This is a genomic window from Planctomycetota bacterium (assembly GCA_018242585.1).
GTDB lineage: Bacteria > Planctomycetota > Planctomycetia > Pirellulales > PNKZ01 > JAFEBQ01.
This window is the reverse complement of the sequence record JAFEBQ010000046.1, coordinates 31,406-45,400: the sequence shown is the minus strand read 5'-3', so window position 1 is coordinate 45,400 and position 13,995 is coordinate 31,406. Positions and strand designations below refer to the sequence as shown.

7 protein-coding genes are annotated in these 13,995 nt (G+C 61.6%); 5 read left to right on the top strand and 2 right to left on the bottom strand.

Annotation, left to right across the window (positions count from 1 at the left end; translation table 11 throughout):
* Positions 1-5: 5 nt before the first annotated feature.
* On the bottom strand, positions 6-2,864 hold the full coding sequence (locus tag JSS27_20315; GenBank protein MBS0211297.1) for an AAA family ATPase: 2,859 nt from the start codon (positions 2,862-2,864) through the stop codon (positions 6-8).
* Positions 2,865-3,047: 183 nt separating this feature from the next.
* On the opposite strand from JSS27_20315, the gene JSS27_20310 reads away from it, so the two are divergent.
* From JSS27_20310 to JSS27_20300, 3 genes are all read left to right on the top strand, one after another.
* Positions 3,048-5,315, top strand: a complete 2,268-nt coding sequence (locus JSS27_20310) for a serine/threonine protein kinase (protein MBS0211296.1) — start codon at positions 3,048-3,050, stop codon at positions 5,313-5,315.
* Between the two features lie 266 nt (positions 5,316-5,581).
* Positions 5,582-8,137: a DUF1549 domain-containing protein gene (locus JSS27_20305; protein MBS0211295.1), complete on the top strand. Its 2,556-nt coding sequence runs from the start codon at positions 5,582-5,584 to the stop codon at positions 8,135-8,137.
* Between the two features lie 211 nt (positions 8,138-8,348).
* On the top strand, positions 8,349-9,854 hold the full coding sequence (locus JSS27_20300) for a DUF1501 domain-containing protein (protein MBS0211294.1): 1,506 nt from the start codon (positions 8,349-8,351) through the stop codon (positions 9,852-9,854).
* A gap of 216 nt (positions 9,855-10,070) precedes the next feature.
* Here JSS27_20300 and JSS27_20295 read toward each other — a convergent pair whose 3' ends face one another.
* Positions 10,071-10,580: a CBS domain-containing protein gene (locus JSS27_20295; protein MBS0211293.1), complete on the bottom strand. Its 510-nt coding sequence runs from the start codon at positions 10,578-10,580 to the stop codon at positions 10,071-10,073.
* Positions 10,581-11,128: 548 nt separating this feature from the next.
* On the opposite strand from JSS27_20295, the gene JSS27_20290 reads away from it, so the two are divergent.
* Complete coding sequence (locus JSS27_20290) at positions 11,129-12,505, top strand: Gfo/Idh/MocA family oxidoreductase (protein ID MBS0211292.1); 1,377 nt, start codon at positions 11,129-11,131, stop codon at positions 12,503-12,505.
* Positions 12,506-12,733: 228 nt separating this feature from the next.
* Positions 12,734-13,993 (top strand): efflux RND transporter periplasmic adaptor subunit, encoded by a 1,260-nt coding sequence (locus JSS27_20285; GenBank protein MBS0211291.1) that lies wholly within the window; start codon positions 12,734-12,736, stop codon positions 13,991-13,993.
* The last annotated feature ends 2 nt before the right edge of the window (positions 13,994-13,995 follow it).

Sequence of the window (13,995 nt, the reverse complement as noted above, 5' to 3'; positions counted from 1 at the left end):
CTGCATTAAAACCCGTACTTCTCCTTTCGTAGCCTGAAGGCCTCCTTACCGCCCTCCATAACAGCGGTTATTTCTTTGTTAATCTCTTCAACATCGATTGCGCCTTCGCATTTCACTGTTCCTTTCGTTTGATCGCCTGCCGATCGATATCCACAGCAGATGACGAGGTCAGCATCACCATTAACGACAATGTTTGCATTGTGGCTGCTAAAGATTAGCTGCCGTTTCTGCTTCGCCCTCCACAGATCGCTAACAATTTCAAGGACGACTGGGTTGTCCAAATCTTCTTCAGGCTGGTCGATGATCAGCGGAGGGCCTTCCTGGTTCAATAGTACGCGCAGCAACGCCGTTGCCTGTTGCCCCGCGGACGCATCTTCAAACGCGATGTAGTCAGCCTCCCCAAGCCTGTACTCGAACCTCGGAATGTCACTGAGCTCAACAAGCGATAAGGTCAGCCATTCATCTACACTGAGCTTTACTGCAATTCGCTGAAGCTCCGTCGCAGTAAATCCCAGGCAATTGAGAAGTGGCGATCCCGGCAACGCTATCATCTCGCCATCCTTTGCTTCGATCGCAGCCAGCGCCTCCATTTCGTCCAGGATTTGAGACCACTCAGCGACAGAATCCTTCGCATCGGCAATATGAGCGCATAATTCATCGATCTTCTTCGTCCGAATCTTAGTTCCAGCAATTATCGCTCCGATTCGCTCCTTAGCCGCATCAATACCCGCTCCTCGCAAAAGGGTAGCCTTGATATACCCGTTCGAAAGCGACGTAAGCTCCCCACATTTTGTCTCGATCAGATCGGCTCGTTCGTGATAGATCTGGCCCCACTCTGCCTTAGCGCGAGCGTATTCATCCTCCGGCTTGCCTTGCGAGGCGAGGCGTTGACGGCTCGCGGCTAGCGATAAATTTAGTTGTCTTGATTCCGATTCAGCTTTTTCAATCTGCTTTAGCGTGGCTTGGTTTGAGGCCGCCTTTTCCTTCACTGCCTCAAAAAGCTTCAGGTGAGCCTTGTGCTTTGCATCCCATTCACGCTGACACTCCAGAAACGAGTGCAACGCGCCTTGACTTGCCGCATCTTCGAGGTTGACGGCGATTTCGCGCAATCGCTCTTTAGTCACTCGAAACAATGCCTCAATATGTTGACTTGCGTCACTCATCAAGCTTGTGCTCGTCAACTTGGCGTCCTCGGCGACTCGAGACGGCAACCTCGCCAAAGCTCCGCCGGCATCTCGCACGACTTCGCGCGCTTGCTCAAGCTCTCGATCCCAAGTAGCGAACGACTGTTCCTCGTTTTGGAACTTCACGTTTTCAGCGAGAATTGCCTGGTCTTCCGAGGACAGCCCCTTCAAAGACTCTCGCAAAACTCCCAATTGAGTTTGCAGTGATTCTAAAGCCAGCTCATCCCTCCTGATCTCACGTTGAATCGTCCGCTTTCGCTGGAGTTGGCCGTAGCTCGTACGAATGCGACTCTTTAAGTCATCAACACGGCTGGCAAGCTCTGCATATTGCTGTTTGATCGGGGCTAGCACAAATCGCATAAGCTCTTCGTTGCGAACACCAACTGCGCTCAATTGCTTTTGGCTGTAGGCCTGAACCGAAAGAAGATTCCGGACATCGTCCTCAGTACAAGGCTGAAAGGTACCCCCACCAATCTTTAGCAGCAGTTCTTTCGTACGTGCATTTCTTCGCACAACATGACTAGCGCTGTTGACAGTGAAACCGACAGTGACGACTGCCTCGAATGGGATTAGCGTATTCTCAATCAGACTCGCGCGCTTCGCTTGGAAGTTAGGCAAATCCTCGTCGCTTGCAGTTGAGGGCGGCTGATCACAGAGCGCCCAACGCAAATACTCTAAAATGGTCGACTTTCCGGTCCCTCTTCCGCCAATTAGGCAATTGAATTGGGAGTTGAACTCGACTCGTATGTGCCCGAGGAATTTGCTGTTTGATATATCGAGGTATTGAATTACCTGCGCTGGAATCTGAGGTTCAACATTGAAGATGCGAGTTTGGTGGGCGAGGCACGCCTGTCGAAGTGCTTCCGCGGTTGGCGTGGCCCACTTTATCCATGACACATGTTGCCCAAGGAGCCGGAAGTCTTCGTGCCGATTATCAGAGGTTTGAATTACCCCAATACTCTTGAATCCGTATTCTCGATTCCTACCTTCGATAATGCTCTTTATGCCAGCGCCCCAGCCGGAGACAGGGCCATCGACGTAGCCGCCTAGACACGGCATGTTCTTGTACTCTGCATGAAATCCTTTCCTGACGAGCGATGAGCCACTGCTTTCCGTCACATTGGGCAGAATGATGTAGTGCCCTTTCAAATGATCGTGCCGGTCGAGCATCTCGCAAAGCTGCGAGAAGCTCCTTATGTCCGATAGCTGTTTGGTGTCGATAGTCTGGTCTGCGCCAGGATCAGGCAGTTGCACCGCCAACACGGTGTAGAGAGTCGAGAGCATGTCCGTCGGAAAAGTGGCGTCAAGAATTACAAGAGCTTGACAGGGTATGCCCAGTGTTAGCTCCATTCCGGGAAACACGACGATTTGCTTTTCTTCCGGAATTGGGTTGCCTTGGTCATCCAATTCATTTGCCGCAGCCCGCTTTATGTACGAAAAAAACACTAGGTCGTGATGATCGGTGATCGCTACAGCGTCCAACCCTTTTTTTCGGCATTCTTGGATGAATGACTCGGCGTAAGACTGCCGCCCTGCTTCGTCGGAAGGACGAGTGCCATTCCATTGTCGATCTCGCGGGCTATGAACCTGAAAATCGCATTTGTGAAAATGTGCCCCTTTGTCCACTTTTGTGTTCTCCTGGAACAAACGCTGTACATTTCGTTCAGAACCGCGCAGCATTTTACCGCATTCCTTGCCGTTGCATGTACACGCCTTGGCATTTGGGGCAGAATTGAAAAGCAACTGACCAGGGATTACTGGGCGTGCCCCCTGGGCACGTGCTTGGCCGCCGTTGATCACTAGAATGGACGGCCGGTTCGCTTTTCTTTTGCGACGTGTTTCTCGTCCGCGACGTGCCGCGCTATGACTACCGGAAACGTGCATGCCGATCCGACGGTCCTCGTCGCGCACCTGACGGCGTGCATCGATCGGTTCGCCGCGGCCTGGCAAGCGCGCCTCGACGCACCGCCCGTCGAGCCGCCGGACCTCGCCGAGTTTCTGCCCGATGACACGGCGCTGTTCCGGCGCATGGCGCTGCTGGAACTCGTGAAGGTCGATCTCGACCGTCGCTGGCGGCACACCAATCGGCGATTGGCGCTCGAAGGGTATGCCGCGCGGTTTCCGGAACTGCTCGACGACGGGCGGATGCCGGGGGACTTGATCTACGAAGAGTTTCGATTGCGCGCGTTGCACGGTGATCGGGTCGAGCCCGAGGAGTATTTCGCCCGCTTCCCGGCCCAGCAAGACGAGATTCGCGCCCTGCTGTCCAACATGAACACCGAGCACACGACGTCGCTGTCGATCGTCTCGCGCGCGGTTGAACACAAGCCCGGCGACGTGATCGACGATTTTCTGTTAATCGCGCAGTTGGGTCGCGGCGCGTTCGGCAGTGTCTTCCAGGCCCGGCAGCAATCGCTCGGCCGGATGGTGGCCCTGAAGATCACGGCCGACAGCGGCTTTGAATCGCACACGCTCGCGCAACTGGACCACCCAAACATCGTTCGCGTGTTCGATCAGCGCCAACTCCCGCCGCAACTCCGCCTGATGTACATGCAGTACATCGGCGGCGGCACGTTGCGCGATGTGGTCGAGTGGGTTCGCAAAACGCCCGTCGAGTTGCGCTGCGGCGCGTTGTTGCTCGAAACGATCGACGAGCAGTTGAAAGCCCGGGGCGAGTCGCCGCCGACCGATTCGCGGACGCGGCGCTACCTGGCCCGATTGAGCTGGCCCGAGGCGGTCTGCTGGCTCGGCGCGCGCTTGGCCGCGGCGCTCGATCACGCCCACGGGCAAGGCGTGCTGCACCGCGACTTGAAGCCGGCCAACGTGCTGCTGGCCGCCGACGGCAGCCCCAAGCTGGCCGACTTCAACATCAGCAGTTGCGAGCTGGTGCCGGGGGCGACGGCCGGCGCGTTCTTTGGCGGCAGCCTGGCCTATATGTCCCCCGAGCAGTTGGAAGTGTTTCTCGGTCACAGCGCCACGGCGGCGTCGCTCGACGCGCGGAGCGACCTGTTTTCGCTGGGCATTTTGCTGTGGGAGTTGCTGAACGGCGAGCGGCCGTTCATCGACGAGATCAATGGCGAGCTGACATCGCGCGCGCTGCGCGAGATGTCCTCGCGGCGTTGGCAAGGGCTGACCGAGGCCGCGCTGGCCAGACTGCCCGCCAATTGTCCGGCCGGCATGGTCGACGTGTTGCGTGCTTGCTTGGAGTCGAGCCCGCCGCGGCGGATGGCAAGCGCGGCCCAGTTGCAGCGCGAGCTCGATTTGTGCCTGAAGGCTGACGTGCGCAGCCTGTTGCGTCCCTCGGGCCAGGGGGGGCTGGCCTGGATGCGGCGGCACCCTTGGCCGGTGTTGATCTTGGCCGGGCTGTTGCCCAACGTGGCGGCCAGCGCTTTGAACATCAGCTACAACTACCGCGAGATTCTTCGCCACCTGCCCCACGACGCGGCCGTGGCGGTGTTCCAGAAGCAACTGTTGATCATCAACTCGCTCGCCTACGCATTCGGCGTCGGGTTGGTGATTGCCTTGTGCCTGCCGGTGATCGAGGCGGCCCGGCGTCGCGCGAATCGACGCGATTTGAAAGGCGGGCCGCTGTTGCGCTGGCGACTCCGCTCGCTCCTACTGGGGGACTACGTGGCGGTGCTGACCGTTGTCGAGTGGTCGGTGTCGGGCGTGGTGTTCCCCACCTGGTTCCGGATGGCGCTGGGCAGCGAAATCGGCATCGACAGCAGCCACTTCATTCACTTCATCGCCTCGCAACTGGTGTGCGGGATGCTGGCCGCGACCTGGTCGTTCTTTCTGGTCACTTGGTATCTGATTGTGGTCGTCACGCCGACGCTGCTCGAAAACGAGCGAGATGACGAAACGATGTGGCTGGCGCTGGCCCGATTGAGCTGGCGCAACTCGGTCTATGCGCGGCTGTCGCTGGCCGTCGTGCCGATCGCGGTGATCGTCGTGCCGCTGGTCCACACCGAATCGCGCGGCGTGTTTGTCGGCCTGGGGCTGGTCGGTCTGCTTGCAGCCGCGCTCGGCTACGCGCTGGCCCGGCAGATTCAGCAAGCGATCACCAGCCTGCAAACGGCCGTCAGCGTGGAAGATCTGCCGACCGACGGGTCGGTGACAAGGTCGCGCTGAGGATGGCGTGATACCGATGGCCCAGTAATTGAACGTCGCGACGCAGTTCAAGGTGGGGGCGTGGGGGAGTGACGGGGTGGGGGAGTGCGCAAGCGTCAAACAGGATTGCCTTTGATATAAGGTCTTACCCCTCTACTCCCCCACTCCCCCACCATCCACTTCCCGCTGGCAGCAACTTCGTGGCACCCTCCGCCGGCCACGCTATAATGAATCCACCTTCCTGAACGCCTGCCTGCCCCCATCATCCACCCCGCCCGGTTTCGCCCATGCTGCCGTTGCGCTGGTTCCTGGTTGCGCTGCTCACCTGGCTGGCTGCCGATCTGCGCGCGGCCGAGCCGACCGCGCCCGAGCCGAGCGAACCAGCCCAGTCCGCCGCCAGTGACGCGCCGCCGGCGGTGAACTTCAGCCGCGACGTGCTGCCGCTCTTAAGCGAGAACTGCTTCCACTGTCACGGCCCCGACCCGGCCGCGCGCCAGGCAAGCTTGCGACTCGATACCGAGGCCGGCTCGCGCGCCGCCGGCGACAGCGGCGAACCAGCCATCGTCCCGGGCCAGCGCGGCACGAGCGAGTTGTGGCGGCGGATCGCCTCGCACGACGCCGACGAGCAAATGCCGCCGGCCAAGTCGAACCGCAAGCTCACACCAGTGCAGATCGAGTTAATCGGCCGCTGGCTCGACGGCGGCGCGGCCTGGGGCAAGCACTGGGCCTTCGAAGGCCCGTATCGCCCCGAGCCGCCGGCCGTGAAACAAGCGGCCTGGCCGCGCAACGAGATCGATCGCTTCGTCCTGGCCACTCTTGAAGCCAACAAACTCAAACCTTCGCCCGAAGCGTCGCGCGAGACATTGTTGCGGCGCGTGACGCTCGACCTGACCGGCCTGCCGCCGACGGTCGAGGAGCTTGACGCCTTCCTGGCCGACAATGCGCCCGACGCTTACGAGCGCGCGGTCGATCGGCTGCTCGCGTCGCCGCGCTATGGCGAGCGCTGGTGCTGGGACTGGCTCGACGCGGCCCGCTATGCCGACACCAACGGCTACCAGGGTGACCCCGAGCGGACGATGTGGCCCTGGCGTGATTGGGTCATCGACGCCATCAACAAGAACATGCCTTACGACCAGTTCACCGTCGAGCAACTGGCCGGTGACTTGTTGCCGAACGCGACCAAGGAACAAACCCTGGCCACCGGCTTCAATCGCAATCACATGCACAACGGCGAAGGGGGCCGCATTCCCGAGGAATCGCGCGTCGAGAATGTCTTTGACCGGGTCGAAACCACGGGGACGATCTGGCTGGGGGTGACGATCGGCTGTACGCGCTGTCACGACCACAAATATGATCCGTTCACCCAGCGCGAGTACTACCAGTTCTACGATTACTTCAACCAGACTTCTGAAGATGGTCGCGGCCGCAGCGGTCAGGCTACGCCGGCCCTCGACATGACCAGCAAGGAGCAGACCGAGCGCCTGGCCGAGCTGCGCAAAGTCGTCCGCGAGCGCGCCGCCGAAGTGGCGGCGCTGGAGCCGGCGATTTACGTGCGCCCCGAAGGGGAACCGGCCAGCCACTCGGAGCGCGGCGCCAAGATGCGCGAGTTGTTCCGCACCGATTTGGACAAGCCGGTCGGCTCGCGCGGCAATGCGCACTGGACCGAAGCGATTGAAGAGTTCGAGCAGACGAACCCGGACTATGTGGCGGCCATTCGCAAGTTGTTGAAGGCCGGCGACCAGCAACGAGCACTCGACCGAACATTGCCGCGCGTGATGGTGATGGACACTGTGAAGGAGCCGCGCGAGTCGTTCATCCTGGTCAAGGGGGCGTACAACAAGCCCGCCGACAAAGTGACCGCCGGCGTGCCGGCCAGTCTGCCGCCGTTGCCGGCCGACGCGCCGAAGAACCGCTTGGCGCTGGCCCAGTGGCTGGTCGCCAAAGAGAATCCTTTGACGGCCCGCGTGACGGTGAACCGGTTCTGGCAGGCGCTGTTTGGCATCGGTCTGGTAAAAACGGCTGACGACTTTGGCGTGCAAGGGGAACGGCCCAAGCAGCAGGCCTTGCTCGACTGGCTGGCCACCGAGTTCATGCACAACGGCTGGGATGTGAAGCGGCTGCACCGGCAGATCGTCACCAGCGCGACGTACCGGCAATCGTCGCGTGTTTCGCCGGCGCTCGTCGAAGTCGATCCCGAGAACCGGCTGATGGCCCGCGGCGCGCGCTATCGCTTGCCGTCGTGGATGCTGCGGGACCAGGCGTTGGCCCAGAGCGGCCTGCTGGTCGATCGTCGCGGTGGACCGCCGGTCAAGCCGTACCAACCGCCAGGTATTTGGGAGGAAGCCACCTTCGGCAAGACGACCTACACGCCGGACACGGGCGAGAAACTGTATCGCCGCACGCTCTACACGTTCTGGCGGCGGATCGTCGGGCCGACGATGTTGTTCGACAACTCAGCTCGACAGGTGTGCAGCGTGAAGCAAGTGCGGACCAACACGCCGTTGCACGCGCTGGTGACGTTGAACGAGACGGTTTACGTCGAGGCATCCCGAGCGCTGGCCGAGCGCGTGCTCGAAGCCGGCAGCGCCGATAACAGCGAACGCTTGGAGCGGCTGTTTCGGCGCGTGGTCGCGCGGCGTCCCACGGCAGCCGAGCAGGATATCCTGCTCAAGCGACTGGCGATTTTACAGCAGCACTACGACCGGGATCGCGACGCGGCCAAGGCGCTACTAAGCGTCGGCGATTCAAAGCGGAACGAGAAGCTCGATCTGGCCGAGCACGCCGCCTGGGCCGAGTTGTGCTCGCTGGTGATGAACCTGGACGAGGCGGTGACGCGCGAGTGACAGATTCCGCCACGGAGACACTGAGGCACGGAGGTTTACACGGAGAAGAGTGAGGAAATGAGAGTTGTGAATGACCGATGATCAAACCCCAATGACCAAAAGGAATCGCGTTGGTTCCCGTTTATCCCCTTGGTCATTGGTGCTTTTGAGTTCTCCGTGCTTAACTCCGTGTCACCGTGCCTCCGTGGCTAACTGAACCGAGTAGACGACCATGAACCCCTTTCACGACGCAACGCACCACCTGACACGGCGGCATTTCTTTGGCCGCTCGGCCGTGGGCATTGGCACGGCCGCGCTGGCGTCGTTGTTGAGGGGACAGTTTGCCCAGGGGGCCGAAGCCGTCGCCACGCGCGGCACGCCCGCCGGCGCCGCCGATGACAAGCGGCGCGCCGTGGCCGGGTTGCCGGGCTTGCCCCACTTTGCGCCACGGGCCAAGCGCGTGATCTATCTGTTCCAGAACGGCGCGCCGTCGCACGTCGACTTGTTCGATTACAAGCCCAAGCTGCGCGAATGGGCTGGCAAGCAGTTCCCCGAGGAAATCCTTGGCGGCAAGCGGTTCAGCACCATGACCGGCGATCAACAGGCCAAGCCAGCGCTTCCCGAAATCAGCAAGTTCGCCCAGCACGGCCAATCGGGGGCCTGGGTCTCGGACTTCTTGCCTCACACGGCCGCGATCGCCGACGAACTGTGCTTCGTCAAATCAATGCACACCGAAGCGGTGAACCACGCGCCGGCGATCACCTTTCTGCTGACCGGGGCCGAGATGGCGGGCCGGCCGAGCATGGGCTCGTGGATGACGTACGGCTTGGGCTGCGAAACGGCCGAGCTACCGGCGTTCGTCGTCATGACCTCGCGCGACAAGGAAGCGAGCTGCGGGCAAATCTTCTACGACTTCTATTGGGGCTCGGGCTTCCTGCCGTCCAAGTATCAGGGCGTGAAGTTCCGCGGCAGCGGCGAGCCAGTGCTGTTTCTGTCAAACCCCGACGGGGTCAGCAGCGACGTGCGGCGCGGCGTGCTCGACGACCTGGCGCGAATGAACCAGTTGCACCTCCGCGATTATGGCGACCCGGAAATCGCCACGCGCATCGCCCAGTATGAGATGGCCTTCCGCATGCAATCGAGCGTGCCGGAGTTAACTGACTTTTCGACCGAGCCGCAGCACGTGCTCGACATGTATGGGCCCGACGTCCAGCAGCAAGGCTCGTTCGCCTACAACTGTCTGATGGCGCGGCGGCTGGTCGAGCGGGGCGTCAATTTTGTCCAGTTGATGCACGCCGGTTGGGACCAGCACCGCAATCTGAACACGCAGCTCAAGATTCAATGCACCGACACCGACGCGCCCAGCGCCGCGCTGGTCAAGGACTTGAAGCAGCGCGGCCTGCTGGACGATACGCTGGTCATCTGGGGTGGCGAGTTCGGTCGCACGCCGTTCCTGCAAGGCAAGGTCGAAGACACAAAGCAGTGGGGGCGCGATCACCACCCTTACACGTTCTGCCTCTGGATGGCCGGCGCCGGCGTGAAGGCGGGGCTCAGCTACGGCGCGTCGGACGAGTTTGGCTTCAACGCCGTCGAGAACAAAGTCCACGTCCACGACTTCCAGGCCACGGTCATGCACCTGCTGGGCATCGATCACGAGCGGCTGACCTACCGCTTTCAGGGCCGCAACTTCCGCCTGACCGACGTGCATGGGCACGTGGTGAAGGCGCTATTGGTCTAAAGCAGCGATTAGCCATGGGCGGTTAGCGATTGGAAAAGAACCATGCCTGAGGTTAAATCGCCTCAGTCGCGCGCGAGACGACATCACCCCTTCGCTCCCGGGGAGAAGGTGGTGGCGCTCGCCGACGGATCAGGGTGGCGTGTCAGTCTCGCGTGGCGCGCCATTAACCCTTTGCCCCTTGCGGGGAAGCGGCGCGTCGATACCCGCGAGGCGTTGCTAGCCGCCGATCGTGGCCAGCGGACGCGAGGTGATCGAGTCGATCAGCGCCTGGAGCACGGCATAGAAATCGGTCGAGGTAATGATCCCGACCAACACCTCGTCGTCGACCACCGGCAGGCAGTTCACGCCGTTGTCGACCAGGATGTCGACCGCTTCGCTGATGGGTCGCTGGCCCGAGATGGTGAGCACGTCCCGGCTCATCACGTCGCCGACCTTGATCTGGCTCAGGTACGATTCCTCGGCGGCTTCGTGCGGGTTGAAGCACCGCAGCACGTCTCGATCGCTGAGCACGCCGACCAGCCGGCGGCCTTCGACCACCAGCAAATGCCGGAATTGTTTGTCGTGGAACATCTTCACGACTTCGAGCACCGTGGTGTCCTGGCTCACGCAGCAGGGCAGCGGCGTCATCACGTCGCAGACCAGCAACCGCGGCAAAGCGCCGAGCGTGCATGACTGTTGCAGAAACTCATGGAGACGCGTCCGCTTGGTGATCAGCCGGTCGATCATGTCCTGCTCCAGCGCTGGGGTGATGACGGTCGTAACGAGCCAGTCGGCCGGACCAACTGGTCCGACTGTATTTGATGCCTAGTTTTAACGTAGCTCACGCCCGGGCGCGCGGCGGGGCACCGCGCCGAAAGCCCTGAAAGGGCGCCGGCTTGGCTCCCGATCATTGACGGGGGGCTAAAGCGGAGAGGGGGACGACTGGCGCCACATGGGGTGAAATCTCCCCTTCTGGCCCGGCAAAACCCCCGCAAAACCGTTAGAAATGCTTGCTCCGCTCCGGACGGCTCGACATACTGAGGGAGTCATGTCAGGTAGGTGGTTCCCGCCCCGCGGGACCGCCCGCCCCCGCCTCGTTTGTTCTGTCGGTTCGGTCGCAACTCGTGGCGCCTTGGCGGCGCATTCGGTCTCGCCAGATCGATTGCCCGATTCGCGCAGTGGTGGCCTTCCGGTTGTTTTCAGTGCGTAGCCCGGCCCAGGCGTTGGGCTGCGCTGGTTCGATTCCCGCGTTTTGTCGCGCACTTTGATACCTATCGATTTCAGGAGTAAGTGATATGCAGCCAGCGGACGCTCAGGGGACCAATCGTCGCGACTTTGTCAAAGCCACCAGCACTGCGGCCGCCGCCACGGCGCTGATGGGCGTGGCCATTCCCAAGGTCCACGCCGCCGAGGACAACACGATCAACGTCGCGCTCATCGGCTGTGGTGGCCGCGGCACCGGCGCCGCGTCGAACGCCTTGTCGACCACGTCGAGCGGGCCGATCAAGCTAATCGCCATGGCCGACGTGTTCGCGAGCAAGCTCAACGCCAGCCATGAAAACCTGAAGAAGAAGCACGACGCCCAGCTCGACGTTCCCGACGACCGCAAGTTCATCGGCTTTGACGGCTATCAAAAGGCGATGGATTGTCTGCGTCCTGGCGACATTGCCATCTTCGCCACCCCGCCGGGCTTCCGCTGGGTGATGTTCGACTATGCGATCAAGAAGAACCTGAACGTGTTCATGGAAAAGCCGACGACGGTTGATGGTCCCGGCACGCGCAAGATGCTGGCCCTGGCCGAGCAGTCGAAGGCCAAGAATCTGAAGGTCGGCGTCGGGCTGATGTGCCGGCACTGTGAAGCGCGTCAGGAACTGTTCAAGCGCATCCGCGCCGGCGAGATCGGCGACCTGTTGACGTTGCGCTGTTACCGGATGCACGGCCCCGTCGGCTCGTGCGAGACGGGCCCCAACAAGGGTGACATGAGCGAACTGCTCTACCAGATCAAGAACTTCCACAGCTTCTTGTGGGCCAGCGGCGGCGCGTACAGCGACTTCATGGTCCACAACATCGACGAATGCTGTTGGATGAAGGACGCCTGGCCGGTCTCGGCCATTGGCAACGGTGGCCGTCATTACCGCGGCGACAACATCGACCAGAACTTCGACCACTACTCGGTCGAATACACGTTCGACGACGGCGCCAAGATGTTCATGGAAGGGCGCTGGATTGCCGGCTGTCGCAACGAGTTTGCCAGCTACGCCCACGGCACCAAGGGAATGGCCGTCATTAGCGCTTCGTCCCACTGGCCCAGCAAGGCGGCCATCTACAAGGGACAGATCAAGGACAAGGACGAAGTCGCCTGGAGCTTCGGCAAGGAGAGCTACAATCCGTACCAGAAGGAATGGGACGAGTTGGTGGCCGCCGTCCGCAGCGACACGCCCTATAACGAAGCCCAGCGCGGCGCGATGGCCAGCCTGGTCACTTCGATGGGTCGCATGGCCTGTCACACCGGCCAGGAGATCAAGCTCGACCAGATTCTGAACTCGGAGCACGAATTCGCGCCGAACATCGACAAGCTGACAATGACCGGCGACGCGCCCGTAAAGGCTAACGAAAAGGGTCTCTACCCGATTCCGATGCCCGGCATCACCACCAAGCAAGAGTACGCATAAGCGGCGTACTCGGTTGGTTGAATTGGATTTCGACAAGTTCTCTTGAGCCCCCGGTCATTGACCGGGGGCTTTTTGTTGGCTTCATGGCACGTCGACAAGATGTTTTTTTCGCGTCCCCAGCATTAAACCCTCGTCAATTTGAGTTGCGATTCACCGGGGTCGGTAATCAAAATGGAAGCCACGTTCGCATTCTTCTTGGCACACGCACCCTCGTAAGCTTTGTCGCCCATGCCCTGGACACGCACGATCTACTTTTCGCTTGCGCTGCTTCTCGGGGTGGCATCTGGCTGCAAACCTGCGCCCGAAGCCAAGGCCAAAGCTGAACCGCCAGCGAAGATTGCCCAGGTCGCTCAAGAGAGCGAGTTGAACACCATCAAGCTCACCCCCGAGGCCGAAGGCCGGCTGGGGATCACCCTGGCCCCGATCGCGCGGCGGCCGGTTCAAATGCTCCGCCCCTATGGTGGCGAGATCGCGCTGCCGACAGGGGCCTCGCTAATTGTCTCGGCCCCCTTGGGTGGCACGTTGCAAGCCGCGGGCAGTTCCTTCCCCAAGGTCGGCAGCCGACTCAAAGCAGGACAGCCGGTGCTGACCCTGTTGCCCCTGTTGTCGCCCGAGCGTGAAGTGCTGACACCGGCCGAGAGGGTTCGCTTTGCCGAAGCGCGCAACATCGTGCGCCAAAGCCAGATCGACGCCGCCGGTCAGGTGGCCCAATCGACCGCCCAGGTCGAAGCGGCGCAGATCGCGCTCGAGCGGGCCCAGAAGCTGCTCAAGCAAGATGTCGGCACGGCACGGGCTGTCGACGACGCCCAGGCGCAACTAAACATCGCCCAGAAAGCTCTCGACGCCGCCCGCGCGCGTAAGTCGCAGGCCGACAGCATCAACTTGGACGAAGCCCCCGGCAAGCTCGCGCCGCTGACCATCACCGCGCCGCGCGACGGCATTGTCCGCGTCGAGCACGTCGCGCCGGGCGAAGCGGTCGCCCCCGGCGCGCCCTTGTTCGAGGTGCTCGATACTAGTCGCGTCTGGGTCCGCGTCTCGGTCTACGCCGGCGAGGTCGATGCGCTGGCCCCGAATCAACCTGCGCAAATCTCCGGTCTGGCCGATCGGCTCGTTGACAAGCCGCTCAGCGCGGCGCCGATTGCCGCGCCACCGACGGCCGTACCGCTGGCCGCCGCGGTTGACTTGTACTTCGACCTGCCGAACGCCGACGGCCGCTTCAAGCCGGGTGAACGTGTGACGGCTCGGCTCCGCTTGCGCGGCCAGGACGAGCAACTGACCGTTCCCTGGTCGGCGGTGATCTACGACATTTATGGCGGCACGTGGGTCTATGAACAGACCGCGCCCCACACCTTCGTGCGCCGCCGCGTCGAGGTGCGCCAGGTGCAGGGCGACACCGCTATTCTCGAGCGCGGGCCCGCCGTCGGCGCCAAGATCGTTACCGCCGGCGTGGTCGAGATGTATGGCGCCGAATTCGGCTTTGCCAAGTAGGG

Excerpts from the sequence above, each read along its gene's own strand:
- JSS27_20315 (MBS0211297.1), bottom strand. The coding sequence starts at position 2,864 with ATGCTGCGCGGTTCTGAACGAAATGTACAGCGTTTGTTCCAGGAGAAC.
- JSS27_20310 (MBS0211296.1), top strand. The coding sequence starts at position 3,048 with ATGACTACCGGAAACGTGCATGCCGATCCGACGGTCCTCGTCGCGCAC.
- JSS27_20305 (MBS0211295.1), top strand. The coding sequence starts at position 5,582 with ATGCTGCCGTTGCGCTGGTTCCTGGTTGCGCTGCTCACCTGGCTGGCT.
- JSS27_20300 (MBS0211294.1), top strand. The coding sequence starts at position 8,349 with ATGAACCCCTTTCACGACGCAACGCACCACCTGACACGGCGGCATTTC.
- JSS27_20295 (MBS0211293.1), bottom strand. The coding sequence starts at position 10,580 with ATGATCGACCGGCTGATCACCAAGCGGACGCGTCTCCATGAGTTTCTG.
- JSS27_20290 (MBS0211292.1), top strand. The coding sequence starts at position 11,129 with ATGCAGCCAGCGGACGCTCAGGGGACCAATCGTCGCGACTTTGTCAAA.
- JSS27_20285 (MBS0211291.1), top strand. The coding sequence starts at position 12,734 with ATGCCCTGGACACGCACGATCTACTTTTCGCTTGCGCTGCTTCTCGGG.